This is a genomic window from Desulfomicrobium salsuginis, from assembly GCF_054657795.1.
Map to the genome: position 1 here is coordinate 187600 of NZ_BAAHYA010000001.1, position 24856 is coordinate 212455.

Annotated in this window: 22 protein-coding genes; 19 read left to right on the top strand and 3 right to left on the bottom strand. The window is 65.9% G+C overall.

Going from position 1 to position 24856, the window contains the following annotated elements; all coding sequences use genetic code 11:
• Positions 1-140: 140 nt before the first annotated feature.
• From ACYQ3G_RS00820 to ACYQ3G_RS00830, 3 genes are read left to right on the top strand one after another with little or no spacing between them, the layout of a single operon-like run.
• Complete coding sequence (locus ACYQ3G_RS00820) at positions 141-1853, top strand: hypothetical protein (protein ID WP_459821449.1); 1713 nt, start codon at positions 141-143, stop codon at positions 1851-1853.
• Between the two features lie 32 nt (positions 1854-1885).
• Positions 1886-2968, top strand: a complete 1083-nt coding sequence (gene gcvT, locus ACYQ3G_RS00825; RefSeq protein WP_459821451.1) for a glycine cleavage system aminomethyltransferase GcvT — start codon at positions 1886-1888, stop codon at positions 2966-2968.
• Positions 2968-3690 (top strand): 16S rRNA (uracil(1498)-N(3))-methyltransferase, encoded by a 723-nt coding sequence (locus ACYQ3G_RS00830; protein WP_459821453.1) that lies wholly within the window; start codon positions 2968-2970, stop codon positions 3688-3690. Before gcvT ends, ACYQ3G_RS00830 begins: the two co-directional genes overlap by 1 nt.
• Before the next feature lie 17 nt (positions 3691-3707).
• Here ACYQ3G_RS00830 and ACYQ3G_RS00835 read toward each other — a convergent pair whose 3' ends face one another.
• Both ACYQ3G_RS00835 and ACYQ3G_RS00840 read right to left on the bottom strand, forming a co-directional pair.
• Positions 3708-5111, bottom strand: a complete 1404-nt coding sequence (locus tag ACYQ3G_RS00835) for a GTPase/DUF3482 domain-containing protein (RefSeq protein ID WP_459821455.1) — start codon at positions 5109-5111, stop codon at positions 3708-3710.
• Positions 5108-6601, bottom strand: a complete 1494-nt coding sequence (locus ACYQ3G_RS00840) for a DUF2868 domain-containing protein (RefSeq protein WP_459821457.1) — start codon at positions 6599-6601, stop codon at positions 5108-5110. The genes ACYQ3G_RS00835 and ACYQ3G_RS00840 overlap by 4 nt, the downstream gene beginning before the upstream one ends.
• 196 nt (positions 6602-6797) lie before the next feature.
• Between ACYQ3G_RS00840 and ACYQ3G_RS00845 the strand changes: the two genes are divergently transcribed.
• The 10 genes from ACYQ3G_RS00845 to dapA all read left to right on the top strand — a co-directional run bounded on the left by ACYQ3G_RS00845 (position 6798) and on the right by dapA (position 16726).
• Complete coding sequence (locus tag ACYQ3G_RS00845) at positions 6798-7679, top strand: radical SAM protein (protein ID WP_459821459.1); 882 nt, start codon at positions 6798-6800, stop codon at positions 7677-7679.
• Positions 7680-7819: 140 nt separating this feature from the next.
• Entirely contained in the window at positions 7820-8866 is a 1047-nt protein-coding gene (locus tag ACYQ3G_RS00850; RefSeq protein WP_459821461.1) for a PilZ domain-containing protein, read from the top strand.
• A 51-nt stretch (positions 8867-8917) separates the two neighbouring features.
• A complete protein-coding gene (locus ACYQ3G_RS00855; RefSeq protein WP_028577653.1) occupies positions 8918-9733 on the top strand; it encodes a hemolysin family protein in 816 nt (271 codons plus the stop codon).
• A complete protein-coding gene (lnt, locus tag ACYQ3G_RS00860; RefSeq protein ID WP_459821464.1) occupies positions 9690-11252 on the top strand; it encodes an apolipoprotein N-acyltransferase in 1563 nt (520 codons plus the stop codon). The genes ACYQ3G_RS00855 and lnt overlap by 44 nt, the downstream gene beginning before the upstream one ends.
• A gap of 13 nt (positions 11253-11265) precedes the next feature.
• Positions 11266-12376 (top strand): peptide chain release factor 2 gene (prfB, locus tag ACYQ3G_RS00865; RefSeq protein WP_459821466.1). Its coding sequence is split into 2 segments (ribosomal slippage): positions 11266-11340 and positions 11342-12376, totalling 1110 coding nucleotides; the frame shifts between segments, so codons are not numbered across the junction.
• On the top strand, positions 12363-13217 hold the full coding sequence (locus ACYQ3G_RS00870; protein WP_459821468.1) for a GGDEF domain-containing protein: 855 nt from the start codon (positions 12363-12365) through the stop codon (positions 13215-13217). The genes prfB and ACYQ3G_RS00870 overlap by 14 nt, the downstream gene beginning before the upstream one ends.
• A 1-nt stretch (position 13218) precedes the next feature.
• Positions 13219-14025 carry a MinD/ParA family protein gene (locus tag ACYQ3G_RS00875; RefSeq protein ID WP_028577651.1) on the top strand — a complete coding sequence of 269 codons (807 nt, stop codon included), beginning with the start codon at positions 13219-13221 and terminating at the stop codon, positions 14023-14025.
• 8 nt (positions 14026-14033) lie between these two features.
• Positions 14034-14885, top strand: coding sequence for a UshA-like (seleno)protein family 2 (locus ACYQ3G_RS00880; protein WP_459821471.1), 852 nt, complete (start codon positions 14034-14036; stop codon positions 14883-14885).
• Positions 14886-14959: 74 nt separating this feature from the next.
• Positions 14960-15799, top strand: coding sequence for a diaminopimelate epimerase (dapF, locus tag ACYQ3G_RS00885; RefSeq protein WP_459821473.1), 840 nt, complete (start codon positions 14960-14962; stop codon positions 15797-15799).
• Between the two features lie 48 nt (positions 15800-15847).
• The gene (gene dapA, locus ACYQ3G_RS00890) at positions 15848-16726 is read left to right on the top strand and encodes a 4-hydroxy-tetrahydrodipicolinate synthase (protein ID WP_459821475.1); all 879 of its coding nucleotides are present in this window, start codon (positions 15848-15850) and stop codon (positions 16724-16726) included.
• Between the two features lie 77 nt (positions 16727-16803).
• On the opposite strand, the gene pyrR is transcribed toward dapA, so the two are convergent.
• Positions 16804-17334, bottom strand: a complete 531-nt coding sequence (gene pyrR / locus ACYQ3G_RS00895) for a bifunctional pyr operon transcriptional regulator/uracil phosphoribosyltransferase PyrR (protein ID WP_459821477.1) — start codon at positions 17332-17334, stop codon at positions 16804-16806.
• A 104-nt stretch (positions 17335-17438) separates the two neighbouring features.
• Here pyrR and ACYQ3G_RS00900 point away from each other — a divergent pair, with 104 nt between their 5' ends.
• From ACYQ3G_RS00900 to ACYQ3G_RS00925, 6 genes are all read left to right on the top strand, one after another.
• Positions 17439-18578: an SPFH domain-containing protein gene (locus ACYQ3G_RS00900; RefSeq protein WP_459821479.1), complete on the top strand. Its 1140-nt coding sequence runs from the start codon at positions 17439-17441 to the stop codon at positions 18576-18578.
• Positions 18579-18580: 2 nt separating this feature from the next.
• Entirely contained in the window at positions 18581-19798 is a 1218-nt protein-coding gene (locus tag ACYQ3G_RS00905; RefSeq protein WP_459821481.1) for a TFIIB-type zinc ribbon-containing protein, read from the top strand.
• A gap of 265 nt (positions 19799-20063) precedes the next feature.
• Positions 20064-21626: a DUF202 domain-containing protein gene (locus tag ACYQ3G_RS00910; RefSeq protein WP_459821483.1), complete on the top strand. Its 1563-nt coding sequence runs from the start codon at positions 20064-20066 to the stop codon at positions 21624-21626.
• On the top strand, positions 21616-22854 hold the full coding sequence (locus ACYQ3G_RS00915) for a GspE/PulE/PilB domain-containing protein (protein WP_459821486.1): 1239 nt from the start codon (positions 21616-21618) through the stop codon (positions 22852-22854). The genes ACYQ3G_RS00910 and ACYQ3G_RS00915 overlap by 11 nt, the downstream gene beginning before the upstream one ends.
• The gene (locus ACYQ3G_RS00920; protein ID WP_459821488.1) at positions 22844-24268 is read left to right on the top strand and encodes an ATP-binding protein; all 1425 of its coding nucleotides are present in this window, start codon (positions 22844-22846) and stop codon (positions 24266-24268) included. Before ACYQ3G_RS00915 ends, ACYQ3G_RS00920 begins: the two co-directional genes overlap by 11 nt.
• Positions 24265-24645, top strand: coding sequence for a response regulator (locus ACYQ3G_RS00925; RefSeq protein WP_459821490.1), 381 nt, complete (start codon positions 24265-24267; stop codon positions 24643-24645). Before ACYQ3G_RS00920 ends, ACYQ3G_RS00925 begins: the two co-directional genes overlap by 4 nt.
• The last annotated feature ends 211 nt before the right edge of the window (positions 24646-24856 follow it).

Sequence of the window (24856 nt, forward strand, 5' to 3'; positions counted from 1 at the left end):
CATAGAGGGAAACGTGACCGGCGGCAACCATGCCGGCACGGGTCGGATCATCTGGAAAATCCAGTTTACGGACAGGGCAAAACATGCCACACAGTCTACACACAACGGTAACAAACACAATGGGATAGTTGGACGTCCGCATGTCCTGGCACAAAGCCTTCTCGAAAATTCCGTCCCTGGCCGCCCTGAAGAACGGACAGTTGCTGCCGAAAGCACCCCTACGCAGCCTGGGTGAACTGCGGACTTTTCTTGATTACGTTCACATCCGGCACTGCCTGCTCAAACCGTATGCCGAACAACGCAACTATCCCCTCGTCTACGCACGCGACCTGCTCCCCTCCTTCGAACCGAACCTGACGGAATACCCCGAGCTCCCGGGTTTCTCCATGGTCGCCTTCGAGCGCCCCCTGGACTATTTCAACGAGGTCTTCCAGTTCGACCTCCTGCACACCTGCCGCGACCCCGACCTTCGGGCGACAGGTGACACCTGCGTCCTGGAAAGCCCCCTGCACGGCAGCAACCTGGACGCGTTCCTGGACCATCTGCCGCGTGAACTGCGCGAACAGTTCCAGGCCGACACCCAGGACCGCCAGATCTCGGACATCGCCAGCTACAGCCTGCTCGTCGGCTACCTCTCGCGCATGGACCGCGCCCATGTCATGTCCCTGGACCGGGAAGGGCAGTTCTATCTTTCCGGCATCTACGCGTCCCTGCCCTCGGACCTGGACACGGAGCTCAAGCGATTCGGGCTCAAGGCGCGCAAGTTCCGTCCCGACGACAACGTCCTGTACGAACGCAACCGCGAGTTCGTGTACCAGTTCCTGATGGAGCTGTACGGCTACCCCATCTCCTCGGAGCGCAAGACCTCGGCCGCCATCTTCGCCCGGCGCCTGCACAAGATGGGCGAACGCTTCCTGATCAAGGCCCTGGGCCAGTCGGACCGCACCCTGACCTCCATCTTCAGCACCGGGCCGGGCCAGCCCTACCCGCAGGTGGAGAAGGTCGCCCTGGTGCCGGTCGAGACCAAGGCCGCGGAGACCCTCGATTTCCTCGAAAGCGAGGGGTTTTTCCTGGACCGCAGGAAACGGGCGGTCATCCTGCGCGTGGTCTACAGCCAGCACAAGTTCGACCCCAACAACGTCCGCCAGGACCGCGCCCTGTCCGTGCTGCGGCAGGAGATCGTGCACCCCCTGACCGGCCGGGTCTGCACGTCGGTCAACCTGGTCAAGGACACCTACACCATGAGCCTCAAGCTCAACGACATCGTGCGCGGCGAGTTCGTCGGCACGGCCGTGTACAAGCGCAACGAGCTCGTGGAGAACACCGAGAGCCACGCGAACCGCCTGAAGTTCCTGCACTCGTGGCTCTGCAAGCACCAGCGGCGCATGATCGCCTACTCCGACGAATTCTACGCCGAAATCGTGCACGTCCTGGACGGCTACCTCGCCGACCCGGAACTGACCGACGAATTCGAGGGCCTGCGCGACCTCTACCAGGAGGTCTGGGGGTCCTACAGCTTCATCAAGCAGGCCCGCAAGATCAAGCAGCTCGAAGACCTCAAGGACCGGCTCCACAAGGGCAGGAGAATCTCGTATCTTGAGGCGCTGACCCTGGTCACGACGCTCATCTCGGAGCTCAAGTTCGAGTTCGCGACCTTTTTCGAGCCCCTCATCAACCAGGCCATCCACTTCGCCGAAGCCATGCTCAACGACCGCTACCTGATCCGAACCTACGTCCGGGAAAAGGACGAGGAACTCACGGAGAACGGGCTGCGCATCAAGAAGCTCTACCGCAGGCTCGTCTCCCTGGTTGACGAACTGAGGGCCATACGCAAAACAAGGGCCGAAACATGATTTTCCTCATCCTTTAACAGCGGGATACACCTATGTCCGAATTGCTGACCACCCCCCTTCACGCCTGGCACAAGGACAACGGCGCCAGGATGGTCCCCTTCGCGGGCTGGGACATGCCGGTCCAGTACGTGGGCATCCTCGAGGAGCACAAGCACACCCGGGCCGCCGCCTCCATCTTCGACATCTCCCACATGGGCGAGTTTCTCCTGGCCGGCGACGGCGCCACCGACGCCCTGGCCCGGATCGTGACCCACAACCTGGCCACCCTGGCCCCGGGCAAGTGCCGCTACGGCTTCCTTCTGAACGAGAAGGGCGGCGTGCTGGACGACCTCATCGTCTACCGTCTGGAAACGGACAAGTACATGCTCGTGGTCAACGGCGCCTGCATCGACTCCGACTTCGCCTGGATCGGTTCGCATCTCCCCAAGGACCTGACCTTCGTCAACCAGAGCTTCGGCATCGCCAAGATCGACCTGCAGGGCCCGGCATCCTTCGACGTCCTGTCCAGGGTCATCCCCGGAGACTGGGCGACTCTGGGCTATTTCGGCTTCCGGGAGGCGGAGGTCGACGGCTTCAGGCTCATCGTCAGTCGCACGGGCTACACGGGCGAGCTGGGCTACGAGTTCTACCTGCCCTGGGCCAAGGCGCAGGTCCTGTGGGACCACCTCATGGCCGACCCCGACGTGCGCCCCGCGGGCCTTGGCGCCCGCGACACCCTGCGCCTGGAAGTGGGCCTGCCCCTCTACGGCCAGGACCTGGACACCGAGCACACGCCCGTCGAGGCGGGTTACGGGGCCATGCTCAAGAGCGAGGCCGACTTCATCGGCAAGGCGGGGCTCGATACGGTGCGTGAAAGGCTCATCGGCCTGCGCATCGAGGGACGCCGTAGCGCCCGTCATTACGACGAGGTTTTTGTCGGCGAGACCAAGGTCGGCATCGTCACCAGCGGCTCCATCGCGCCGAGCCTGGGCTGCTGCGTGGCCATGGCCTACGTGCGCGCCGACATGGCCGAGCAGACGGCCTTCACCATCAAGGGCGCGCGGACCAGCCTTGAGGCCGAGCGCGTCGACATGCCCTTCTTCACCGCCGGCACGGCCCGCAGAAAATTGGGCTGATGTCGCGCCTCAACTCCTTCCATCTGGCTCCCGCCCTGTGGCGGGAGCCTTTCGTTCTGGACGGCGAGGAGGCCCGCCACCTGACCCGCGTGCTGCGCGCCAGGGTCGGCGACACGGTGCGCCTCTTCGACGGCTGCGGACGGTGGGGGATCTTCCGCATCGAGCGGATCGGCAAGCGGGATGCGGGCCTGGTCCTCGTCGATGAGCATGCCGCGCCCGCGTCGGCCTTTCCCCTGACCCTGGCCGTAGGCTGGTCCAAGGGGCTGCGGCGGGGCTTTCTGCTGGAAAAGGCCGTGGAACTCGGTGCGGCGGCCGTGTGGTTCTGGCAGGCCGCCAGGTCCCAGGGCGAGGTTCCCGAGGACGGGAAGGAAGGTTGGGAACGCCAGCTCATCGCCGCGGCCAAGCAGTGCGGCACGGCCTGGCTGCCCGAGATCCGGACTTTCGCCGGACCCGGGGACGTTGCCCTGGCCGCCGCAGGCATGGGTTCGAACGTGCTGTGCTGGGAAAAGGAGGACAGCCGCCTCGTGGAGCCCGACGCGCTGATCCACCCCCGGGGCTGCGTGGCGGTTCTGGGACCCGAGGGCGGACTGGAGGACACGGAGGCCCGCGCCTTCGTGGAGCACGGCTTCACCCCGGTCGGCCTGGGCCCGAGCATCCTGCGCTTCGAGACCGCCGCGACCTTCGTCATGTCATTGCATCTCTGGGCGGCCAACAGAAGATAGCCCCCGCCCGCCGTGGCCTACAGCCGCGACATCCGGTCCAGTTCCCCCTCCAGCAGTCTGCGCAAATCCTCCTCCAGGTCCATGGCCCTGTCCGTGCCGCCGTCCCTGACCGCCTTGAAGAACTCCGCGCACAGGGCCCGGGCCTCGCGGTCCCAGGTGCCGGTCAGGCCCTGCTTGCCGCCGTCTGCCGGGACCGGCAGGAAATCCTTGTCGCGCACGGCGTGGGACCAGTGGATGACGTACCAGTAGTGCATGAGCAGGCGGTCCAGCAGAATGTAGACCCACTGCACCGCCCCCAGAGGCCCGACCTGCACGCGCCGCCGACCGATGCCCATGCCCATGAGCCGCCCCCTGACCAGCCCTTCCCCCTTGAACAGTGCAGCCAGCCCCGCCGCCGCGCCGCCCACGCCGGCGAAGAGCCCCAGGCTGTGACCCAGGGTGGCCAGGTCCAGGGCCGCCCCGGCCGCGCCGCCGGCGGCCACGGCCGCGGCCACGAGCCTGGTCCTGCTCAGGCCGAAGACGGTCCAGGTGGTGGTCGAAAAAAGGTCCTCGCGCAGCACGGACTGCTCCGGCAGGGCGAAGGAGCGCCTGTCGTGGCGGAACTGCAGGCAGACCTGGTCGTGCAGCCGCCCCTCCTCGGCCCGGATGCGTTCCTCCAGCCGCCTGGCCAGCACGGCCTCCTTGTCGGCCCGGTCCTCGTCCTCGGCCAAGGGGGCAGACTCGCTCATGGTCAGGACACGCCGCAGAAATTCCACGGCCAGGGACGCGCATTCGGCATTGCGCCGCTTCCAGTCGCGGGCGAAGGCGTCCACGACCCGGCCCAGGGCCCCCTCCCAGTCCTGCTCCAGGGCGCGCAGGCTCTCCAGGAGGCGCAGGCGCTCGGCGAAGGTGGCCCGCAGGGCGTTGAAGACGCGGACCATGTTGAAGTGCCTGCGCAGCTCGGCCTTCCACTCCTCCAGGAATTCCTCCTCGCCCGTCTTGCAGTTCAGGATGGCCATGCGCGGTCGGCCCGTCAGGCGCAGGATCTCCATCTCGGCCTTGTCCACCTGCCGCATGGGCCGCGAGGCGTCGAGAACGTAGATGATGCCGGCGCCTGCGATGACCGGCGTCAGCAGCTCGCATTCGTGGGCCATGCCCGGGTCGTCGGCGAACTCGGCCAAAAAGGCCGGCAGCAGTTCGGACTCGGAACCAGAAAACTTGCGCAGCCAGCCCAGGGTCTGCACGGGGTTCTGGAAGCCCGGCGTGTCGACGAAGGTGATGACCTCCCGGCCGTCGATGGACACCGGGTAGGCCTTGGCCTCCACGGTTTCCCCCGGCCTTGGGCTCACGCGGATGGCGTCGTTCTCGACGAGGGTGGCCACCACCGAGGACTTGCCTTCGTTGGGGTGTCCGATGACGGCGAATACCGGCATGTCGCTCATCTTTCAGCTCCGAAGATGTCGATTCTGAGCGGCGCGAGGCGTTCCACGGCCGCGGACCAGACCTCCCGGTCCACCGCGGACGCCGCGGTCAGCCAGCGGCCCTTGGCGGGGCGGCCGCAGAGCACGAGTGTCAGGCTGCGCCCTCCCCCCTCGTCGCGCCCCAGGATTTCGAGGGCCTGGAGATTCTCCCTGATGGGCGGCTGCCACGCCTCCACCAGCACGACGTAGCGTTCACGGCCGCCGGTCCATTCCAACCCGGCGCACTCGGCCAGAACCCGCCGCACGTCGCCGCTCTCCAGGGCGGCGGAGACGATGCGCACCGGGGCTTCGCCGCCGACGCGCAGCGCCGTTGCGACCAGGTCCTCCCCGGCGACGCGCCCCTCCAGCTCGGGCGGCAGCAGAAACACGCATCCGGCGCCGTCAGCTCCGGCCTGGCCGTCGGGCGCGACACCATCTCCGGGCGTCGCGGTCCGGAGAGGCAGCGCCTTGGACACGGCCTCCGCGGAATCCGGGGTTGCGACCAGGGGTGAACGCATGCGGTCCGCGATGCGCCCCAGGGCGGGGTGGGCAAAGCCCCTTTCCAGCCGCCGCAGGGCGCGGCGGGTGAAACCCAGCAGGACGAGCCGCGGCAGCAGGGCGTAGGTCAGCAGGCACATGGCCAGAAACGGCCACCAGGCGACGAGGTCCGCGCTGGCCAGGGTCGAGATGCCTTCCTTGAGGACGATGCGGCTGCCCTCGATCTGCCCCATGGTCGGCGTCAGGCCCCACTGCGCGGGCAGCCAGGACCACGGCAGCGCAAACAGGGACACCAGCGCGTGCATCCCCTGCGCCCCGACCTGCAGGGTCGACTGCCAGCCGAAGGCCAGGTCCGTGACCGTCACGCCGACCAGCAGCGCCGCCAGGGAGCCGATGGCCAGGCTCAGCCCGCCCAGGTGCAGGAGTCCCAGGCATTCCCAGGCCAGCATGCGCGCCGGCCAGCCCTGCCCCAGAAAAAGGGTGCGCAGGAAACCGGCCTGCGCCCCGAGCCGCCCCTGCCTGCGCCACAGCAGGCTGAACAGCGGTCGGGCCGGGATGCGGAACTGCCCCAGCCCCATGGCCCTGGCCGCCAGAAGCAGCGCGGCCAGCAGGCAGAGCCCCGCCTGCGGGAAGACGGCCAGAAGCAGGAAGACCGAGACGTTGACGGGCTCCGCGCCGGCGTACGCGAGCAGGCCCCTGACCAGCGACACCCCCGCGGCCAGTCCGGCCACGGCCAGGACGAGGCGCAGGACGTTCAGTCCCGAGGCCAGGACCGACGCCGGCGTCGTCCCGGCGTCGGCGCGGCGGCGGAGCAGCCAGAACATGCCGAAGCCTTCCGCAGGCACGGAGGCCGCCTGGGCCTCCAGCCCGAGCCTGCGGTCGCGCCGCAAGGTCGCGGCGGGGTCGGCCAGCCGGTCCTGTTCCAGGAACCATTCCAGATCGAGAAAGTCGCCGAGGCGCATGCCGTGTTTCATGACGGTCAGCCATACCAGCACGGAGCCGGGTTGGCAAAAGCAGACGAAGGCGCTCCGGCCGGACCTTGTCAACACACGTGCGAACCGCTAGCACTGGCCTGCCGGCAGGGCGGCGACTTCCAGCGTCCCACCGGGATCAATCCCCGAAAATGGCCATGCGCCGCCGTTGCCGCGGCCGCACGGCCCGGACGACGCCATGACGAATTCCGGACACACCATGTTCCGCCCCCCGGCCGAAGCCGCCAGCGTCCTCATCCGCGTGGCCGACGGCTGCCCTCACAAATCCTGCGCCTTCTGCGCCATGTACCGGGGCGTGCCCTACCGCGAGCACGGCACGGCCGAGATCGAGACGGCCGTCGCGCAGGCGGCCACGCTTCGGCCCGACGCCCGTCGCGTCTTCCTGGCCGACGGCGACGTCCTGGCCCTGCCCGCGCCGACCCTCGCCTTCATTCTCGACAGGCTGCATGCCGCCTTCCCGCGCCTGGCCCGCGTCAACTGCTACGCCTCGGGCCAAGCCCTGGAGGCGAAAACGGATGCCGAACTGGCCGGGCTTCGCCGCGCGGGCCTGCACACCATCTACCTGGGCCTGGAAAGCGGTTCGCCGCAGGTGCTCGCAAACATGGCCAAGGCCGGGACCGTCGCGGACATGGTCCGGGGCTGCAAGCGGGCCCGGCAGGCGGGTCTGGCCGTGTCGGCCATGGTGCTCGTGGGACTCGGCGGGCGGGACCTGTCCGTAGTCCACGCGCGGGAGACCGCCGCGGCCGTCAACGCCATGCAGCCCGACCTGCTGTCGTTCCTGCGGCTGGTCCCGGTGCCGGGCACGCCCCTTGAACGGCGCATCGAAAGCGGCCGGTTCCGGCAGCTGACCGAGGAAGAGGCCGTGCGCGAGACGCGCGCCATCCTGGCCGGCCTCGACCTGCGGCGCACGGTCTTCCGGGCGGACCACGGCTCGAACGTCCTGCCCATGGCCGGACGGCTGCCCCGTGACCGGGACGCCCTGCTGGCCGAACTCGACGAACTGCTGGGCTGTGACGTGCTGGACGCTTCAGGCCCCGGCCCCATGCCCCCCCTGCTCTGATATGCCTGACAGCGGACGAATCCGGAGGACGGTCGGATGGCCTCTTTCTCTTCGGCCGACCTTCATGTAGACGATGAAGACGTGTCCTTGGGCGAAAAGCCGGACCGCCGTCCGGAACAACCTCCACCGAGCTTGAAACGATGATCGACCTCCACTTTCTCCAGGCCTCGACAGACGGCCTGATGCGGCAGTTTCCCGCCAACGCGATGGAACCCGGCGGGCACCAGCCGGAGGGCAGCTTCCTCATGACCACGGCGGCGCTGGTGGCGGCGGCCTTCCTGGGCTACGCCCTGTGGCGGCGTCGCGGGGGCGCGGACGGCGGAAGGCAGCGCTCCGGGATCACCACCGCCCCGCGGGAAATCTCGGCCATCCTCGAACAGGCCCTGCTCATGCGCAGCCGCGTGGACGCGAGCTTCCACCCCATCGCCGCATCCCGCCAGACCATCTCCTGTTCCCTCGTCGATCTCGCCCCCGACGGCGTCACCCTCGAGATGCCGCTGGGCGTGACGCCGTCGTCCAGCTGGATCGGCAGGCTCATGGCCTGCTACTTCCGCATCCCGCGCGAAAACAGGGAACCCTATTTCTACACCTTCGTGTCCGAGGTGAAGGCCGTGCACCGCAAGGGGGAGTTCCATCATCTGGTGCTCGAAATCCCGCCCAGGGTGGAACTCGGCCAGAAGCGCCGCCACCTGCGCCTGGAACTGCCGCCGCGCGACATCAAGGATTTCCGGGTCTGGCCCGCCGCCGAGGACGGTTCCTTCCATTTCGAGCCGGACCCGCAGAAATGGCCCGCGCCCCTGGCAACGTACATCCGCGGCGAGCACGACGGGATGCACGTGCTGGATCTCTCGGGCGGCGGCATCAAGCTGTCCTTCGACCCGACGCGTTACGCGGGGCTGGAGGATTTCGTGTCCAAGCACCCTGTGCTCTTCATGCGCCTGGAACTCGAACCCGTCGGCGGCCTGTCCGTCCCCCCCTACTTTCTGGCCGCGCGCCTGCGCACCAAGACGCAGGACCTGGACAACGGCCAGTACATGCTCGGCTACGAGTTCGTGGAGTGCTGCTCCTCGGACGGCGGGGAGACCATCGACTGGGTCAAGATCGAGCCCGAGAACGGCATCGACGAGCTGGTCACCTGGGTTTTCAAGCGGCATCTGGAGCTTTACCGGGAACGCGAAATCGTTTAGAGGCCAGACGTTTTTCACTCTGAAACCTGATTTTGGGAGGACGACGTATTTATGGATGAGGGCTCGGACAGTCGACTTTGGACCGCGCTACGGCGCCTCTTCTCGCGCAGGGGCGAATGCCATCTCGAAGAGGCGATCCAGGAGGCCAAGAACGACGGCGAACTGCAGAACGACGAAATGTCCATGCTTCTGAACGTGCTGCAGCTCGATGACAAACAGGCATACGAAATCATGATCCCCCGCACGGACATCGTCTGCGCGGAAATCGACGAGACGATCACCGAGGTCGCCACGAAATTCTTCGAGAGCGGGCACTCGCGCATGCCCGTCTACAAGGAGACCAAGGACCAGATCGTCGGCATCCTGCACTGCAAGGAGCTCCTGCGCTTCTTCGTGGGCGCCGAGCACCCCGAAAGCATGAGCGAGGTCCTGCGCACCCCCTATTTCATCCCGGAGACCAAGAACGTCAAAAACATCCTCCTGGACTTCCAGACCAACAAGCAGCACATGGCCATCGTCCTGGACGAGTACGGCGGAACAGCCGGCCTGCTGACCCTGGAGGACGTCCTGGAGGAGATCGTCGGCGACATCGAGGACGAATACGACCCCGTCCGCCCCGAGGAAATCCAGCCCGCAGAGGACGGTTCCTATCTCGTTTCCGGACGGACGAGCCTGGAGGACCTCTTCGAGGAATGCTCCATCCGGCTCGAGTCCGAACAGGTCGAGACCGTCGGCGGATACATCAGCGAACAACTCGGCCGCGTCCCCGAAGCCGGCGAATCCCTGGAGCTGCAGGGTCACACGTTTCTCATCAAGGAAGCCGATGTCAAACAGATCCAGTGGGTTCTCGTCACCAAGCCGTCCTGATTCCTTCCTGTACCGTTTCGGACCGGCGGGCCTGGCGCTCATCGGCGCGTGGTTCGGCTTTGCCAACCCCCTGGCGCATTTCCCGCCGGCAGTCCTGCTCCTGCCGGCGGCCCTGATCCTCGCGACGTCCAGGGCGCGCGGCTACGGCCACGCCTTCCGCACGGGCCTGCTGACCGCGCTGCCCGGGTACGCGGCCAGCCTCTACTGGCTGGCCATTCCGGTTCACGACTTCGGCGGCCTGCCCTGGGCCCTGGCCCTGCCCTGCCCGGTCCTTGTCGGCGCCGTGCTGGCCGCCTACGCCGGGCTCTTCTGCATGGCCATGTACGTGGTCCGCACGCGGCTGCACACGCCCCTGGCCGTGCTGCTGGGCGGGCTCCTCTGGGCGTCGCTGGAACTGGCGCGCAACCACCTCCTGACGGGCTTCCCCTGGATCACCCTGGCCTCGGCCCTGGCCCCGTGGCCGGCGACGATGGGACTGGCCGCCTGGATCGGCGGCTTCGGCCTGTCCGGAGTCGTCGCCGCCATGGGGCACGTCCTGGCGTCTGGTCGCCTGCGCACCGGCCTGGCCTTCCTGCCGCTCCTGGCCCTGTGCCTGCTGCCAGCCTACCTGCGCACGCCGGCCGAACCCGCGGGCACGGCGTCGGTCAGCATGATCCAGGGCAACATCGACCAGAGCCTCAAATGGGACGAAAGCCTGCAGGCCTCGATCCTGTCGACCTACGTGAAACTCACCCGGGAAGCTGTGGAACGCAGCGCTCCGGATCTCGTAGTCTGGCCCGAGACGGCCATGCCGATCTATTTCCAGGATCCGTCGGACTTCTCCACCGCCGTGCGTGCGGCCGTGAAGCAGGCAGGCGTCCCGCTTCTGGCCGGATCCCCGGCCTACTCCGTGCCCACGGAGCCCGGCGCCCCCCAGTTCGTGCTGCACAACCGCGCCTACCTGCTGAACCGGGGGGGCGAGGTCGTCTCCTGGTACGACAAGGAGCACCTGGTGCCCTTCGGCGAGTACGTACCCCTGGGCGAGTGGCTGCCCTTCATCACCAAGCTGGTGCCGGGACAGTTCGAGTTCCGGCCGGGCATCAACTCCGCGCCCCTGTCATCGGGCGCCATGGCCATGGGCCTTCTGATCTGCTACGAGGCCATCTTCCCGGAACTGGCCCAGGCCAGGGTCGAGTCCGGGGCCAACGTGCTCGTCAACATCAGCAACGACGCCTGGTTCGGGCGATCCTCGGCCCCGCTGCAGCACCTGCACATGGCCGTGCTGCGCGCCGTGGAGCAGAACCGCGCCATCATCCGTGCAACGAACACGGGAGTGAGCGTCGTCATCGGCCCCGACGGGAGCCTCAAGGGGGCCTCGGAACTTTTCGCCACGCTGGTCGTTCACGACCCTGCCGTGCCGCTCTTGACAGAGACGACCTTTTACCACGAGCATATGCTTTTGATCCACACCACCTTCCCCATCCTGGGCCTGGTCCTGCTGACCCTGGCCTGGCTCAAGTGGGGCAGAAAACGACACTGATCGGACACACACCATGTTGCAATATTCGGAACTCAAGGCCAAGGCAGCCCAGCTCGACGAACGCTTCACCGACTTCTGGAGGCGTCTTTGACCTTCGCGGCCACAAGGAGCGCCTGGCGCAGATCGAAAAACAGCTCTCCACGCCCGGGGTCTGGGACAAGCCCGACCTGTTGACCCCGGTCCTGCAGGAAAAGACCCAGCTCGAAGGCCGGGTGGAGGAATGGGAAGCCCTGGCGCGCGCTCGCGACAACTCCCAGGAATGGGTGGAGATGGCGGGCGGCGAACAGACCGAGGAGATGCTCCAAGCCCTGGAGGACGCCTTGTCGGAAATGGAGTTCAAGCTCGAGGGCGCGCAGATGCGCACCCTGCTGAGCGACCCCGAGGACGTCAGCGAGGCCATCCTGGAGATCCATCCCGGCGCCGGCGGCACCGAGTCCCAGGACTGGGCCGAGATGCTCCTGCGCATGTACCGCCGCTTCGCCGAACGCACGGGCTTCAAGGTCGAACTCCTGGACCTGCTGCCCGGCGACGAGGCCGGCGTGAAGAGCGTGACCCTGCACATCCACGGTCCCTACGCCTACGGACAGCTCAAGGGCGAAAAGGGCACCCACCGCCTGATCCGCATCTCGCCCTTCGACTCCAGCGGCCGCCGGCACACGTCCTTCGCCTCGGTCGACGTCTACCCCGACGCGGGACAGGACATCGAGATCGAGGTCCGCGACGAGGACATCCGCGTGGACATCTTCCGCTCCAGCGGGCCCGGCGGCCAGTCCGTCAACACCACGGACTCGGCCGTGCGCATCACGCACATCCCCACGGGGCTGGTGGCCCAGTGCCAGAACGAGAAGTCCCAGCACAAGAACAAGGAGGCGGCCATGAAAGTCCTCAAGGCCCGCCTCTACGAACTGGAACTGCAGAAGATCGCGAGCGAACGGCAGGCCGAGTACGTGGCCAAGGGCGCCATCGCCTTCGGCTCCCAGATCAGGACCTACACGCTGCAGCCCTACCGGCTGGTCAAGGACCACCGCACGGGCACGGAGACGAGCAATGTCGACGCGGTGCTCGACGGCAACATCGACGCATTCATCCACAATTACCTCCTGCACCTCCATGCTTCTGCCTGACCTGCCCTCGGACGAGGCGCTCCTGGGCGAACTGGAGACCCTGGAACGGGAACTGCGGCTGCACGCCACGAGCGGGGACGTCTCGGCCCTGGTCCGGCTGATCCGCTCGGACCCGGCCTGGCCCCAGGCGCTCAGGCGCAAACGGATGGAGCAGTGGTTCGTGCTGCCCCTGAACGACGGCGCGTACCCCGCGCTGGCGGAACTCAAGCGGCACATGGAGGAACTGGCGACCTTGCAGGGCCAGGACCCTTTGACCGGACTGGTCAACCGCCGGGGATTCGACCAGGCCATGGCCCTGGAGGTGGAGCGCAGCGGCCGGTTCAGGACGCCGCTGACGCTGTGCGTCATGGACCTCGACGACTTCAAGGCCGTTAACGACACCTACGGCCACATCTGCGGGGACACGGTGCTGAAGGCCATCGCCTCGGTCCTGCAGGCCGAGACGCGCCTGATCGACACGACGGCCCGCATCGGCGGCGAGGAGTTCGCCATACTCCTGCCCGGAACGGGTCTGCTCCGGGCCTGCAAACTGATGGAGCGGATTCAGGCCGCGATCATCTCGTCCCGAATCCACTGCGGCGATGCGGCGCTGTCCGTGACCATGTCCATGGGCGTGGCCAGCTATCGCGGCCGGCAGGTCCCGGACGCGACCCTCTTGATGGAGGAGGCGGACCAGGCCATGTACCGCGCCAAGCGGGCGGGCAAGAACCGCATCGAGACCGCCCCGATTCTGGACCTCTCCCTGGGCGAGGACCGCTCCCTGGTCCACCAGAACGAGAAGCGCTTCCTTTTCTCCTCATTCTTCGCTCCGTCCCCGCAAACCGGGGAGGACAGGGACTGACATGACCGACTCGAACAAGACTTTCAGCATTTCCGTGGCCAGCGGCAAGGGCGGCGTGGGCAAGACCAACCTGACCCTGAACCTGGGCTTCGCCCTGCACGAACTGGGGCAGACCCTGGTCCTGCTGGACGCGGACCTGGGCCTGGCCAACCTCGACGTCCTGCTGGGCCTCTCACCGGAGAAGAACATCCAGGACCTCCTGGCCGGCACGAGCGCAGAGAGCGTCGTCGTACCCCTGGCCAAGGACGGGTTCGTCTTCCTGCCGTCGGCCTCGGGCGTGGCCGAACTGGTCGAACTGGACGAGGACGTGCAGAGTCTGCTCCTGGACAAGCTCGACGCGCTCTTTCGGCAGTACGACTTCCTCCTCCTGGACCTCGGGGCGGGCATCAGCCCCACGGTGCTGTCCTTTGCGGCCATGCCGCAGGAGCGCATCGTGGTCATCACGCCCGAGCCCACGTCACTGACGGACAGCTACGCCCTCATAAAGGTGCTCTGCACCCAGCATCAGATCCGCAACTTCCAGATCGTCGTCAACATGGCCGAGTCCGACAAGGAGGCCAAGAACGCCTTCACCCGGCTGTCCCAGGCCTGCGAGCATTTCCTGAACCTGCCCGTCAACTTTCTTGGCGCGGTCCACCGCGACCCCATGGTCACGGAATCCGTGCGGCACCAGGTGCCACTGCTCAAATTCGCCCCCAACTGCCAGGCCGCCCAGGACATCCGCGAGATCGCCCGCAAGATTCTGGAGCGCCGCGACCGGTTGCGGGACCTCATCTCCCGCAGCCCCATCCTCAAATCAAACATGTGAACACGCCCATGAAACACCTCCTCCTCGCTGCGCTGCTCATGGTCATGGCGGCCGCCCCCCTTTCCGCCACGGCCGGGACCGAAACCGCCCTGGTCTTCACCGCCAACACCTACGGCGAGCACTCGCCCTGCCCCTCCTGAGGGGGCAAGTCCTACGGCGGGTTGGCCCGGCGGGCCACCTTCTTCAAGACCGTCCGTGAAAACGGCGGCGCGGTGTTCATCGACGGCGGATACGAATTCGCAGTCCCCGGCACCGAGGGCGACCGGCATCCGGCGGCCGTGGAACAGCTCAAGCAGGCCTACGGCAAGCTGGGCTACGACATCTTCCTGCTGAGCCCGGCCGACGCGGCGGTGCTGAGCGGCACGAAGGTGCAGGCCCCGCGCACATGGCATCCGCCCCTCGACGAGCCGGCCCTGGTCGAACGGAACGTGCCAGGCGGGCGGCTGGCCTTCGTCCTCTTCCCCGACTCGGGCCGGGCCGACCCGGCCATGGAGGAGCGGCTGGTCGATTACGCAAAAAAACTGCGAGCCAAGGGAAAGTACAACCTCGTCATCGGCGTAAGCACCTGGGGCGCGGCGCGGGAAAACGCCTTCATCGACAAGGTCGAACCCGTGTTCGACATCATTTTGGGCTCGGGCGAAGGCCCGGGCTACTCGGGGCTGTACCTGCGGGACAACCGGGTGCTGTGGGTGCGAGCCTTCACCAAGGGCAAGAACGTGCACACCGTGACCATCCCCGCCCTGCCCGCTCCGGGGGAGAAGGTCGTGTGGGCGCCGGAGCAGTCCGTCCGGACCCTGGCCCAGCCCCTGGGCGACAACATCGCCTCGGCCCCGGACATCCAGGCCATCTTCAGCCAGTAACACGCCAATTTCTTGCATTTTCGGCCGATTCCCCCTAACGGAAAACTCATAATAGATTGCCCCAAGGATACGACATGTCCATTTTCTCCGGGCCCACCCAGCCCTTCTACAAGATGCAGGGCAGCGGCAACGACTTCATCGTCATCGACAACCGCGCCCGCTCCATATCCCCCGACGCCATGCCCGGCTGGGCCAGGGCCCTGTGCCCCCACGCCTTCAGCATCGGCGCCGACGGCATCATCTTTCTCGAAGCGGACGACTCGGGCCGCGCCGCCACGCGCTGGCACTTCTTCAACGCCGACGGCTCGCGCGCCGAGATGTGCGGCAACGGCTCGCGCTGCGCGACCCTGCTGGCCCACCGCCTGGGCATGGCCCCGGCCGAGCACTTCATGCTCACCGACGCCGGCCCCGTCCACGCCAAGGTCTTTGCCGAAGCCGGCGAGGTCGAGGTGCAGCTGACCCCGGCCCGGGACCTGACCCTGAACTTCCCGCTGCAGCTCGGCGACGAAACCCGGACCGCCCATTTCGCCAACACCGGCGTGCCCCACACCGTCATCGTCACGGACGACGTCAAGGCCCTGGACGTCAGGGGCCTGGGCGCCAAGGTGCGCTACCACGAGCGTTTCGCCCCGGCCGGGACCAACGCCAACTTCATCCAGGTGGTCGGCCCCGAAGAACTTCTGCTGCGCACCTACGAACGCGGCGTGGAGAACGAGACCTACGCCTGCGGCACGGGCGCCGCGGCTTCCGTGGCCGTGGCCCACGCCCTGGGCCTGTGCGGGGCCACGGCCCGCGTGACCACCTCCGGCGGAGAGGTGCTCGGGATCACCGTGAACGGATCGGACATTTTCCTGCGCGGCAAGGCCACCGTCGTCTACCAGGGCGAGTTCAGCCCCGCCGCCATGGGCCTCTGAAGCCCCCAGGCACACGCAACAACCACAGCCCAAACCCGGGAGGAAACGATGCAATTCAAAGGAGCCTTCACAGCCCTGGTCACTCCGTTCTCAGGCGGCCAGATCGACGAGGAAGCCTACCGGCAGCTGATCGAATGGCAGGTGCAGAGCGGCATCAACGGCGTCGTGCCCTGCGGCACCACCGGCGAATCCGCGACCATGAGCCACGAGGAGCACAAGCGCGTCATCAGCATCTGCGTGGACCAGGTCAAAGGGCGGGTGCCAGTCCTGGCCGGGGCCGGGTCCAACAACACGGCCGAGGCCGTGGAGCTGACGCGGTACGCCAAGGAGGCCGGGGCCGACGGGGCGCTGCTCATCACCCCCTACTACAACAAGCCGACCCAGGAGGGCCTGTACCAGCACTTCAAGCGCATCGCCTCCGAAGTGTCCATGCCCTTCATCGTCTACAACGTGCCCGGCCGCACCAGCGTGAACCTCCTGCCGGCCACCGTGGCCCGCCTGAACAAGGACATCAAGGACGTCATCGGCATCAAGGAGGCCACGGGCGACCTGAACCAGGTCTCCCAGGTGCTCGAATACTGCGGCCCGGACTTCCAGGTTCTCTCGGGCGACGACTTCACGGTCCTGCCGCTCCTGTCCGTAGGCGGCTGCGGCGTCATCTCCGTGGTCTCCAACATCCTGCCGGACAAGATGAGCGGCATGTGCGCGGCCTGGTTCGCCGGCGACCTGCCCACGGCGCAGAAGCTGCATTTCGAACTGGCGCCCTTTTCGCGCATGATGTTCCTGGAGACCAACCCCATCCCGGCCAAGACCTCCCTGGCCCTCATGGGTCGCATCAAGCTGGAGCTGCGGCTGCCGCTGGTGCCCATGAGCCCGGCCAACGCCGAGAGCCTGCGCGCCTTTTTGGCCGGCAAGGGACTCATCTAGCCCGGTCGTTTCCACGCAAAAAAGGCCGCCTTTCCCACAAGGGAGGGCGGCCTTCGTTGTTTGCGGCGGAAGGGAGATCAGTTCAGCACGACCTGATCCAGGCCGTCGCGTTCCTTGAGGAAGACGTTGATCTGGCGGTCGCGCTCGGTGGACACGGTCTTGCCGGTGAAATCGGCCTGGATCGGCAGCTCGCGGTGCCCGCGGTCGATGAGGACCAGGAGCTTGACGCACCGCGGCCGGCCGAAGTCGAGGATGGCCTCCAGGGCACTGCGGATGGTCCGGCCGGTGAAGAGGACGTCGTCGATGAGGATGATGGTCTTGTCCTCGACGGGAAAATCGATGCGCGTGGCGTTGATGTTCGGGGTGGACTTGGATGTGGTCCAGTCGTCGCGGTAGAGGTTGATGTCCAGCTCGCCGCAGGGCAGGCTCTGGCCGGCGCGCTCCGACAGCAGGTTGCACAGCCTGGCCGCGAGGTCCGCGCCGCGGCGTTGGATGCCCACCAGGGCGATGGATTCGTGCTCGGGAACCTGTTCCAGGATCTGGCAGGCCAGGCGGTCGAGGCAGCGCTCGATGTCGGCCGCGGACATGATTTCCTTGCCGGTGTGCATGAAGACCTCCATGGATTGTGCCCTGTTCACTAAGGGTCCCAAGTTGTAATTGCAAGGGATTCGTCCTAAGGAAGCCCGATCGACACCGCAGCCACGGAGGGCCCATGGGCGCCAACAATGTCTTCTTTCTTGAACTCATCGAATGGTTTGACGACAGCGGACAGGAAATCGCCCGCCGCTTCCCCCAGGAAGGGTCCGGCGAGATCAAATACGGCGCGCAGATGGTCGTGCGCGAGTCCCAGGCCGGCATCTTCTTCTACAACGGCAAGGCCGTGCACGTCTTCGGCCCCGGCCGGCACACCCTCAAGACCGCCAACATCCCCATCCTGAACAAGATCATGGGCATCCCCTGGGGTCTGGAAAGTCCCCTGCGGGCCGAAGCCTACATGATCAACACCAAGGTCTTCCCGAACCTGAAGTGGGGCACGCGGGAGCCCGTGGCCTTCAAGGACTCGGAACTGGGGCTCATCCGCCTGCGGGCCTACGGCATGTTCAACATCCAGGTCGTGCAGCCCCTGCTGTTCATCAATTCCCTGGTGGGCACCATGGCCTCCTTCTCCGTGGCCGACCTGAGCGAATACCTCGGCAAGGTCATCGTCTCGCGCTTCAACGACTTCCTCGGCGAGAACATGGACACCATCCTGAACCTGCCCAGCCGCTACGAGTCGTGGTCCGACGGCCTGCGCCAGCGCCTGCAGGATGATTTCCGCCACTTCGGCCTGTCCCTGAACCAGCTCTACATCAACGCCATCACGCCGCCGCCCGAAGTCCAGAAGGCCATGGACGACAAGACCAAGCTCGGCATGTTCGAGGACATGAACAAGCTCATGCAGCTCAAGGCCGCCAGCGCCATGGAGAAGGCCGCCGCCAACCCCGGCGCGTCCGGGGATGCCATGGGCATGGGCGTGGGCTTCATGATGCCGGCCCTCATGGCCCAGGCCATGCAGATGGCCGGCCAGACGGCGCAGGCGCCCCAGGCGCCGCAGGCCCCGGGCCTGCAGTGCCCCGAATGCCACCAGCCCATCCGCCAGGACGACAGATTCTGCCCGTCCTGCGGCCATCAGCTCGTGGTCTTCGAGCAGTGCCGCGGCTGCGGCAAGAACCTCGCGCCGGGCACGCGCTTCTGCCCGCGCTGCGGCCAGCCGGCCGGAAGCGCCCGCGAGACGGTCAAGTGCCCGTCCTGCGGCCAGGAGAACCTGGCCTCGTCCACGTTCTGCAACCACTGCGGTGAGCGCATGGCCTGAGCATGACCGAGGCCCTGCTCTCCCATCAATGCCCGCAGTGCGGCGCGCCGGTCGAGCTTGACGAAACGGACAGGATCTTTGCCTGTCCGTTCTGTCAGGTCCGCCTCTTCATCCACTCGGACGGGCCTTTCAGCTACTGCATGAAGCCGCGCATCGAAAGCCCGGACACACTCGTCTACGTCCCATACTGGCGCTTCCGGGGCAACGCCTTCGTCCTCGACCCGCAGGCACTGCGCCACAAGATCATCGATTCGAGCCTGCTGGCCGTGGACATGCCGGCCCTGCCCCCGTCCCTGGGCCTGCGCACCCAGGCCATGAAACTGTCCTTTGTCGAACCGACCACGCTTGGCCTCTTCCTGGCGCCGGCCTTCGGCAACGGAGACTTCAAGGCCAGGCTGCTCAAGGCCGTTCCCGGCCTGGCCACGGCGTCCGGCCCCAGCCTCACGGCCTGCGTCGGCGATGTCATGTCCCTGATCCATCTGCCGGTCTTCCAGGGCAAGAACCTCGTGGACGGCCTCACGGGCAAGCTCCTCGGGCCGGCCTGCATCGACGAGACCCGGCTCGAAAAGGCGTGCAGCCACCTGCGCTTCTCCTCGACGCTGTGCCCCCAGTGCGGTTGGGATCTGGTCGGCGAGCGCAGCAGCCTGGTCCAGACCTGCCCCCACTGCGACACGGCCTGGGAGCCCGGCCCCGAGGGCGGGTCGCGCGTCACGCCGCACTTCCTGCAGACGCCGGAGCAGCCGGCCCTGTACCTGCCCTTCTGGAACCTGCGCTTCCGCGCCAAGGGCTTCCGCCTGGAGACCTGGGCCGACCTGATCCGGCTGACCAACCTGCCCAGGGCCCTGCTGCCCTGGATGGAATCAACGGCCTTCTCCTTCCGGGTCCCGGCCTTCAAGATCAGGCCGGAACTCTTCCTGAACCTGAGCGCCCAGGTCAGCCTCTACCAGCCCGACGCCCCGGTGCTGGAGACGCTGCCGAAGACCCCGCTGCATCCCGTCACACTGCCGCAGAAAGAAGCTTTCCAGGCCGTCCCCGTAGTCCTCGGCCGCCTCGCCCCGGCCCGCAAGAACCTCTTCCCCAAAATCCGGGGCGGCTCGCTGCACCCCCTGGAGGCGAACATCGAATACCTGCCCTTTGTCGATGCGGGCCACGAGTTCATACAGCCGGAAATGAACATGGCCATCCAGAAAAACGCCCTCTTCTGGTCAGCGACGCTCTGAAATTTCACCCTGCCACGTCAAAACGTCGAAAAACATCCACCTTACGAACATCGTTTGGACTGGTCGAAAACGATCGCTACGAGCCCGCGCAGTATCCAGACATGAAGCATACGCGGCCTCCATCCCGCCAGATTCATTGACATGTCCCGATGCGAGGAGCAAACAAACGCGCAGGGTCGGCCTGCGCACACGCCAACGGACCCCGCGCCAACAACTTTCGGCTAACGGATTCCAGCGGCCCCTTGCTCAACGACACACTATCATCATGGAAGAAAAATCACTCAGTTACCTCGATCTGTCGGGCGGCACCGCCATGCACCGGGAACGGGACGCCAGGCTCGAACCGCGCCGATTTGTCCCCGACGACGTCAGGACCATCGTCTACGATGAAGCACTGCTCATCCCCCGCGCCCTGCTCTGCCGCGTCGATCTGGAACGGCTGAAAACCGAGGGATGGGTGCCCCTGTCCATGCAGGACGGCACGGCAAGGGTTGCGGCGATTGCGCCCGAGGACCCCGCCGTGGGCGAAAATATCCGACGCACCCTCGACGCCGAACAAATCGAGTTTGTGCGCATCTCCCCTGAAGACCTCGCCAAGACCATCTATAACAACGAGGACGTCAATCCGGGCTTCCCATCCTCGGCCAACAGGACCACCCTGGCCAAGGTCAGAACGTACCTCGCCAACAGGCGCTCCCTGCTGGTCAGCCGCCGCACTGTTTTCGCCAAAGGGCGAACCGGCCTGGCCATGTTCCGCACAGGTCTGGCCTTCGTCACCGCCGTGCTGCTCCTGATCCGCGTCTTCGGGCTCGGCTGGACATCCTTCATCGAACTTGCACTCCTCTGCGCGGGCGTCTTCCTGATGATCGAAGGGTTCCTCTGGTACCTCCCCGCGAGACGGCTGTCAGGACGGCGTCTGACGCGCGGGCTACCCGATCCCGGGCGCGGCGTTACGGTCCTCGGTGTGAAGCTGGTAGACATGCTTCCTGTCTTCGAACGTTCTGCGCCCGTCGCCGGCGCCGAGGCCATGCGCTCCTCCTGGGACACCCTGACCCCGGTCATGCGCCGCCGCTTTCTGGCCCTGGACAGGACAAATCTGGCCGAGGAGCGCACCCTTCTGGCCTACTTCCGGACCCTCATGGCCAAGTCGCGCACGGGCATGGCCCTGGGACGCACGGGCGTAGCTCTGGCCGGCATCGGTTCCGCCTTGGCGCGACAGTTCCATCAGGGGCAATGGGACTACCTCGCCCTGTCGCTCATCGCTGTTGGCGTGATCATGACCCTGGAGGGTCTGTACTGGTATTTCCCCGGACGCCGAGCCGGCCGCGAAAGCATCGCGGCCATTCGGGGCGCCGAATGCCGTGACACGGCATGGAGTCTGGTCCTTCCCCACAAACCGGAGAACGCGGAAAACAACGTCAGGCCCGAACCCTTGTCCGGCGGCAAGCCCGGCATCTGGGGCTCCACCGGGCTGGCCCTGGAGCGTACGCTCCTGGCGGAGCGCCGCAACGTCATGGCCCGACTGCGCACCCACCTGGCCAGGTCCAGAACCGGCCTGTCGTTCATCCGCACGGGCATGAACTTCACCGCGGTGGGACTGGGTCTTCTGGCCTCCTTCGGGACGGCCAATCCCTACTGGACCATCCTGGAAACATTCGTTCTCGTCCTGGGCGTCCTGCTCGTGGCCGATGGGTTGTACTGGTATATCCCTTCGGACCGGATGAGAAAGCGGCTGCCGTACTGCTCCGCCGATATGGACATCGCCCTCCCCGACTACGCGACACCGGTCTGTGAATGGCCGAAGGCGGTTTTCAGCGATGCCGACTGACACCCCCCGCACGAGGCACATCCCCGAACCCTTCGCCGGGCTGGCAGCAGGCAGGCTCGATACACGGTCCATGTCCGCCCTGATGGAGCAGACAGACTGCGGCCGCGACCTCGGTGACGCCCTCCTTGAGGCGGGCGTTCCCGCCTCGGACATCCTCGAAGCCCTGGCCCGCCATCACGGACTCGCCTCCGTCTCCTACGACGAGCGCCTATGTGTTCCTCCCGAACTGGTCCGGGAGATCGACCACGCGCTGCTCGCCGACGGCCGCTGGTTCCCCTGCGCGGTTACGGACGGAGGTGCCGTCGTCGTCGCATCCTGCGCCCCGGGCGATCCCTGCACCGCGAAGGAAGTCGCCGAGCATTTCCCAGGCAAGGAAATCCAGTGGCGTGTCGCCCTGCGCCGGGACATTCGCTGGTTCGTAGAAGACCTGCTTCGACGCTCCTCCGGAAAACAGATCGGTGCCGAACGCACCATGCTCGCTTTCTGGCGAAACACCATGGCCCACTGGCGCACCAAGATGGCCTGCTACCGCACGGACATGGCCAGGGCACGAACCAGCCTCAACATCATGCGTTGGGGCCTCGGCCTGGTCGCCCTGTCCAACGCGCTGATGCGCACCCCCGGCGCCCACGCCCCACAGTTCGTGCTCTGGGCGACTCTGGCCGCAGGCCTGGCCGTCGCAGGCGCAAGCTTCTGGTCCTATTTCCAGGTACGAAGGCCCGAATCTTCGCTCCCGCCACTCCAGACGCTGGTCGAGACGACCGCTGCCACCATCCAATTTTTGGAGACCTTTCACGACATCGAGGAAAAGCCGGCGGTCCCCTTCACACCGTTCGAGCCCGACAAGCCCACCATGCTCGGCCGACTTGGGGACTTCCTGACTCTGCACTCGACGATCCTCGACACGAAATCGGGTTTCCGGGAACGCATTCACCTCGCCCGCGAACGCAATGTCCTGGCAGCCCAGCGCACGGTCTGCGGTTGCTACCGCACAGTCGCGGCGCGGGCGCGAACCGGGCTGTCGCTCCTGCGCACCGGCGTCAGCGTATCCTGCCTGGGTATCGGTCTGCTCCGCTATTTCGACATCGGGCCACTGACTTTCTTCGATGCGATCCTCATCATCTCGGGCCTGCTCATGATCTGCGATGGAACGGCATGGTACTGGCCGGTCAGGTTCGAGCAGGCGGGAACCCCGCGATGCATCGAATGGGGGGGCGATGAAGATTAAACAGAAGCTCGTCAGCAGTGCCGTGCTGACTATTGGTCTCATCATCCTCATGTCGGCCTTCGCGGCCCACGACATGAACGCCGTCATCGCCAGGCTGAAGTTCGTGGAACTGGCGGACGATCTGAACGCTTCCTTCCTCGAAATGCGCCTGGCCGAAAAGAACTACCTGCTGTTCGACGACAGTCGGGCCCTGAACGAGATCACGGAGAAGACCCGGAGCATCAAGAGCATCCTTGACCAGGTCAAACCCGACATCCTCAGTCCGACGGGACCTGATAACATCGCCACGCTACGCACCTATCTCGCCGAATACGCAAACATCGCCGATGCGACGGCCCACGCCGGCGCACGGGACGAAAGTGCGGAAACGGCCCTGCGCGAAGCCGGACGACGCCTGCGGGAGTTCTCCGAACACCTGATTCGGGTAGAACGGGAGGACGTCAACCGTATCATCAACGCCTCCAAGCAACGGATGTTCGTCTCGTTCCTGGCCATCCTGATCACGGCGGTTCTCGCCGGCCCGCTGGTCTTCTCTCGCATCCTGCGCTCTCTGCGAGCGGTGGCGGACTTGGCAGGCTCCATCTCCAGGGGGCGCTTCCGACGCATCGAGGGTCCGGTTCCCAACGACGAACTCGGCTCGGTCATCCATGCCATGAACTCCATGTCCGAGGAGTTGCGTTCCCGGGAAAGCGAGCTCCTTCAATCCAAGAAGCTGGCGTCCATTGGCACGCTGACCGCAGGCGTGGCTCACGAGATCACCAACCCCCTGAACAACATCTCCATGCTCGCCGAAACGTTCGAGACGCTGTACGGGGACCTCAGCCCGGAGGATCATGTCGATTTCATGCGCAAGGTCGGGATGGAAGTCGAACGGATCAGGCAGATAGTCGTCGGGCTGTTGGATTTCTCAAAACCGAAGAAGGCGGATCAGCGCATGGTTTCCCTGAACGAGATTCTGACCGGGACCATGCGCCTGGTGCGGAACATGCTCGATGTCTCCAACATCGAAGTCGAATTCGACCTGGACGACACCCTCCTGCCCGTCTTCGTTGATGTGAACCAAATTCATCAAGTTCTCGTGAACATCATCACCAACGCCATACAAGCCATGGGGCCGGGCGGGCGGTTGCGCATCGCGACGCGGCGGGGGGAAACCGATGATTTCATGGCCGTCAGGATCAGCGACACGGGCAAGGGCATCCCGCCGGAACTGCTGCCGCACATCTTCGATCCGTTCTTCAGTACCAAAGGAGTGGACGGCACAGGGCTCGGCCTCTCCGTCAGCTATGGCATCATCAAAAACCACGGCGGAAGAATCAGGGCCGAAAACGCTCCGAGCGGGGGTTCGATCTTCACCATCGACCTCCCGTCGCACAAGATGAACGCGCCGTCGTCACAGGAGGATCAGCAATGAGCACCCCGAGAATCATGGTCATCGACGATGAGAAGATCGTGGTCGATGTGACCAAAATGCACCTGCAGCGCGAAGGCTTTGCCGTGGAGACGTTCCTGAGCGCCGCTCCGGCACTGGAACGTCTCGACGAGACCCCCTTCGACGTAGTCGTGACGGACCTGAAAATGAAAGGCATTGACGGCATGGAAGTCCTGCGCTCCATCAAGGAGAAGCACCCGGACGTTCGCGTCATAATGATCACTGCCTTCGCGCACCTCAATACGGCCATGGAGGCGTTCCGTGGGGATGTGCACGACTTCTTCCCGAAGCCGTTCAAGGTCAAGGACCTCATTGCGTCCATCCACCGCGCCCTGAAATGCGCCCCACAACAAGGATAACACGTACCGAATCGAAACGGCGGGCATGAGGAAGTTCTGCCCGCCCCAACGCCAGCCACGTTCCCCGCAACGGGAACGGAGCGGGGATCGTGGTGCTCCTCCGCCACCCGTGTGCGGATAAGGCCCGCCCGCGCATCGGATTTTCCTGCCAAGCGCATGACGCGGCTATGGCACGGAAGACGTCAACACATAAATCATGAAAGGCCTGGAC

Coding starts and splice junctions, on each gene's coding strand:
- ACYQ3G_RS00840 (WP_459821457.1), bottom strand. CDS start 6,601: ATGAAACACGGCATGCGCCTCGGCGACTTTCTCGATCTGGAATGGTTC.
- ACYQ3G_RS00850 (WP_459821461.1), top strand. CDS start 7,820: ATGATCGACCTCCACTTTCTCCAGGCCTCGACAGACGGCCTGATGCGG.
- ACYQ3G_RS00820 (WP_459821449.1), top strand. CDS start 141: ATGTCCTGGCACAAAGCCTTCTCGAAAATTCCGTCCCTGGCCGCCCTG.
- ACYQ3G_RS00835 (WP_459821455.1), bottom strand. CDS start 5,111: ATGAGCGACATGCCGGTATTCGCCGTCATCGGACACCCCAACGAAGGC.
- ACYQ3G_RS00875 (WP_028577651.1), top strand. CDS start 13,219: ATGACCGACTCGAACAAGACTTTCAGCATTTCCGTGGCCAGCGGCAAG.
- ACYQ3G_RS00920 (WP_459821488.1), top strand. CDS start 22,844: ATGAAGATTAAACAGAAGCTCGTCAGCAGTGCCGTGCTGACTATTGGT.
- ACYQ3G_RS00830 (WP_459821453.1), top strand. CDS start 2,968: ATGTCGCGCCTCAACTCCTTCCATCTGGCTCCCGCCCTGTGGCGGGAG.
- dapA (WP_459821475.1), top strand. CDS start 15,848: ATGCAATTCAAAGGAGCCTTCACAGCCCTGGTCACTCCGTTCTCAGGC.
- ACYQ3G_RS00905 (WP_459821481.1), top strand. CDS start 18,581: ATGACCGAGGCCCTGCTCTCCCATCAATGCCCGCAGTGCGGCGCGCCG.
- gcvT (WP_459821451.1), top strand. CDS start 1,886: ATGTCCGAATTGCTGACCACCCCCCTTCACGCCTGGCACAAGGACAAC.
- ACYQ3G_RS00870 (WP_459821468.1), top strand. CDS start 12,363: ATGCTTCTGCCTGACCTGCCCTCGGACGAGGCGCTCCTGGGCGAACTG.
- ACYQ3G_RS00925 (WP_459821490.1), top strand. CDS start 24,265: ATGAGCACCCCGAGAATCATGGTCATCGACGATGAGAAGATCGTGGTC.
- ACYQ3G_RS00845 (WP_459821459.1), top strand. CDS start 6,798: ATGACGAATTCCGGACACACCATGTTCCGCCCCCCGGCCGAAGCCGCC.
- pyrR (WP_459821477.1), bottom strand. CDS start 17,334: ATGCACACCGGCAAGGAAATCATGTCCGCGGCCGACATCGAGCGCTGC.
- ACYQ3G_RS00855 (WP_028577653.1), top strand. CDS start 8,918: ATGGATGAGGGCTCGGACAGTCGACTTTGGACCGCGCTACGGCGCCTC.
- lnt (WP_459821464.1), top strand. CDS start 9,690: ATGTCAAACAGATCCAGTGGGTTCTCGTCACCAAGCCGTCCTGATTCC.
- ACYQ3G_RS00915 (WP_459821486.1), top strand. CDS start 21,616: ATGCCGACTGACACCCCCCGCACGAGGCACATCCCCGAACCCTTCGCC.
- ACYQ3G_RS00910 (WP_459821483.1), top strand. CDS start 20,064: ATGGAAGAAAAATCACTCAGTTACCTCGATCTGTCGGGCGGCACCGCC.
- ACYQ3G_RS00900 (WP_459821479.1), top strand. CDS start 17,439: ATGGGCGCCAACAATGTCTTCTTTCTTGAACTCATCGAATGGTTTGAC.
- dapF (WP_459821473.1), top strand. CDS start 14,960: ATGTCCATTTTCTCCGGGCCCACCCAGCCCTTCTACAAGATGCAGGGC.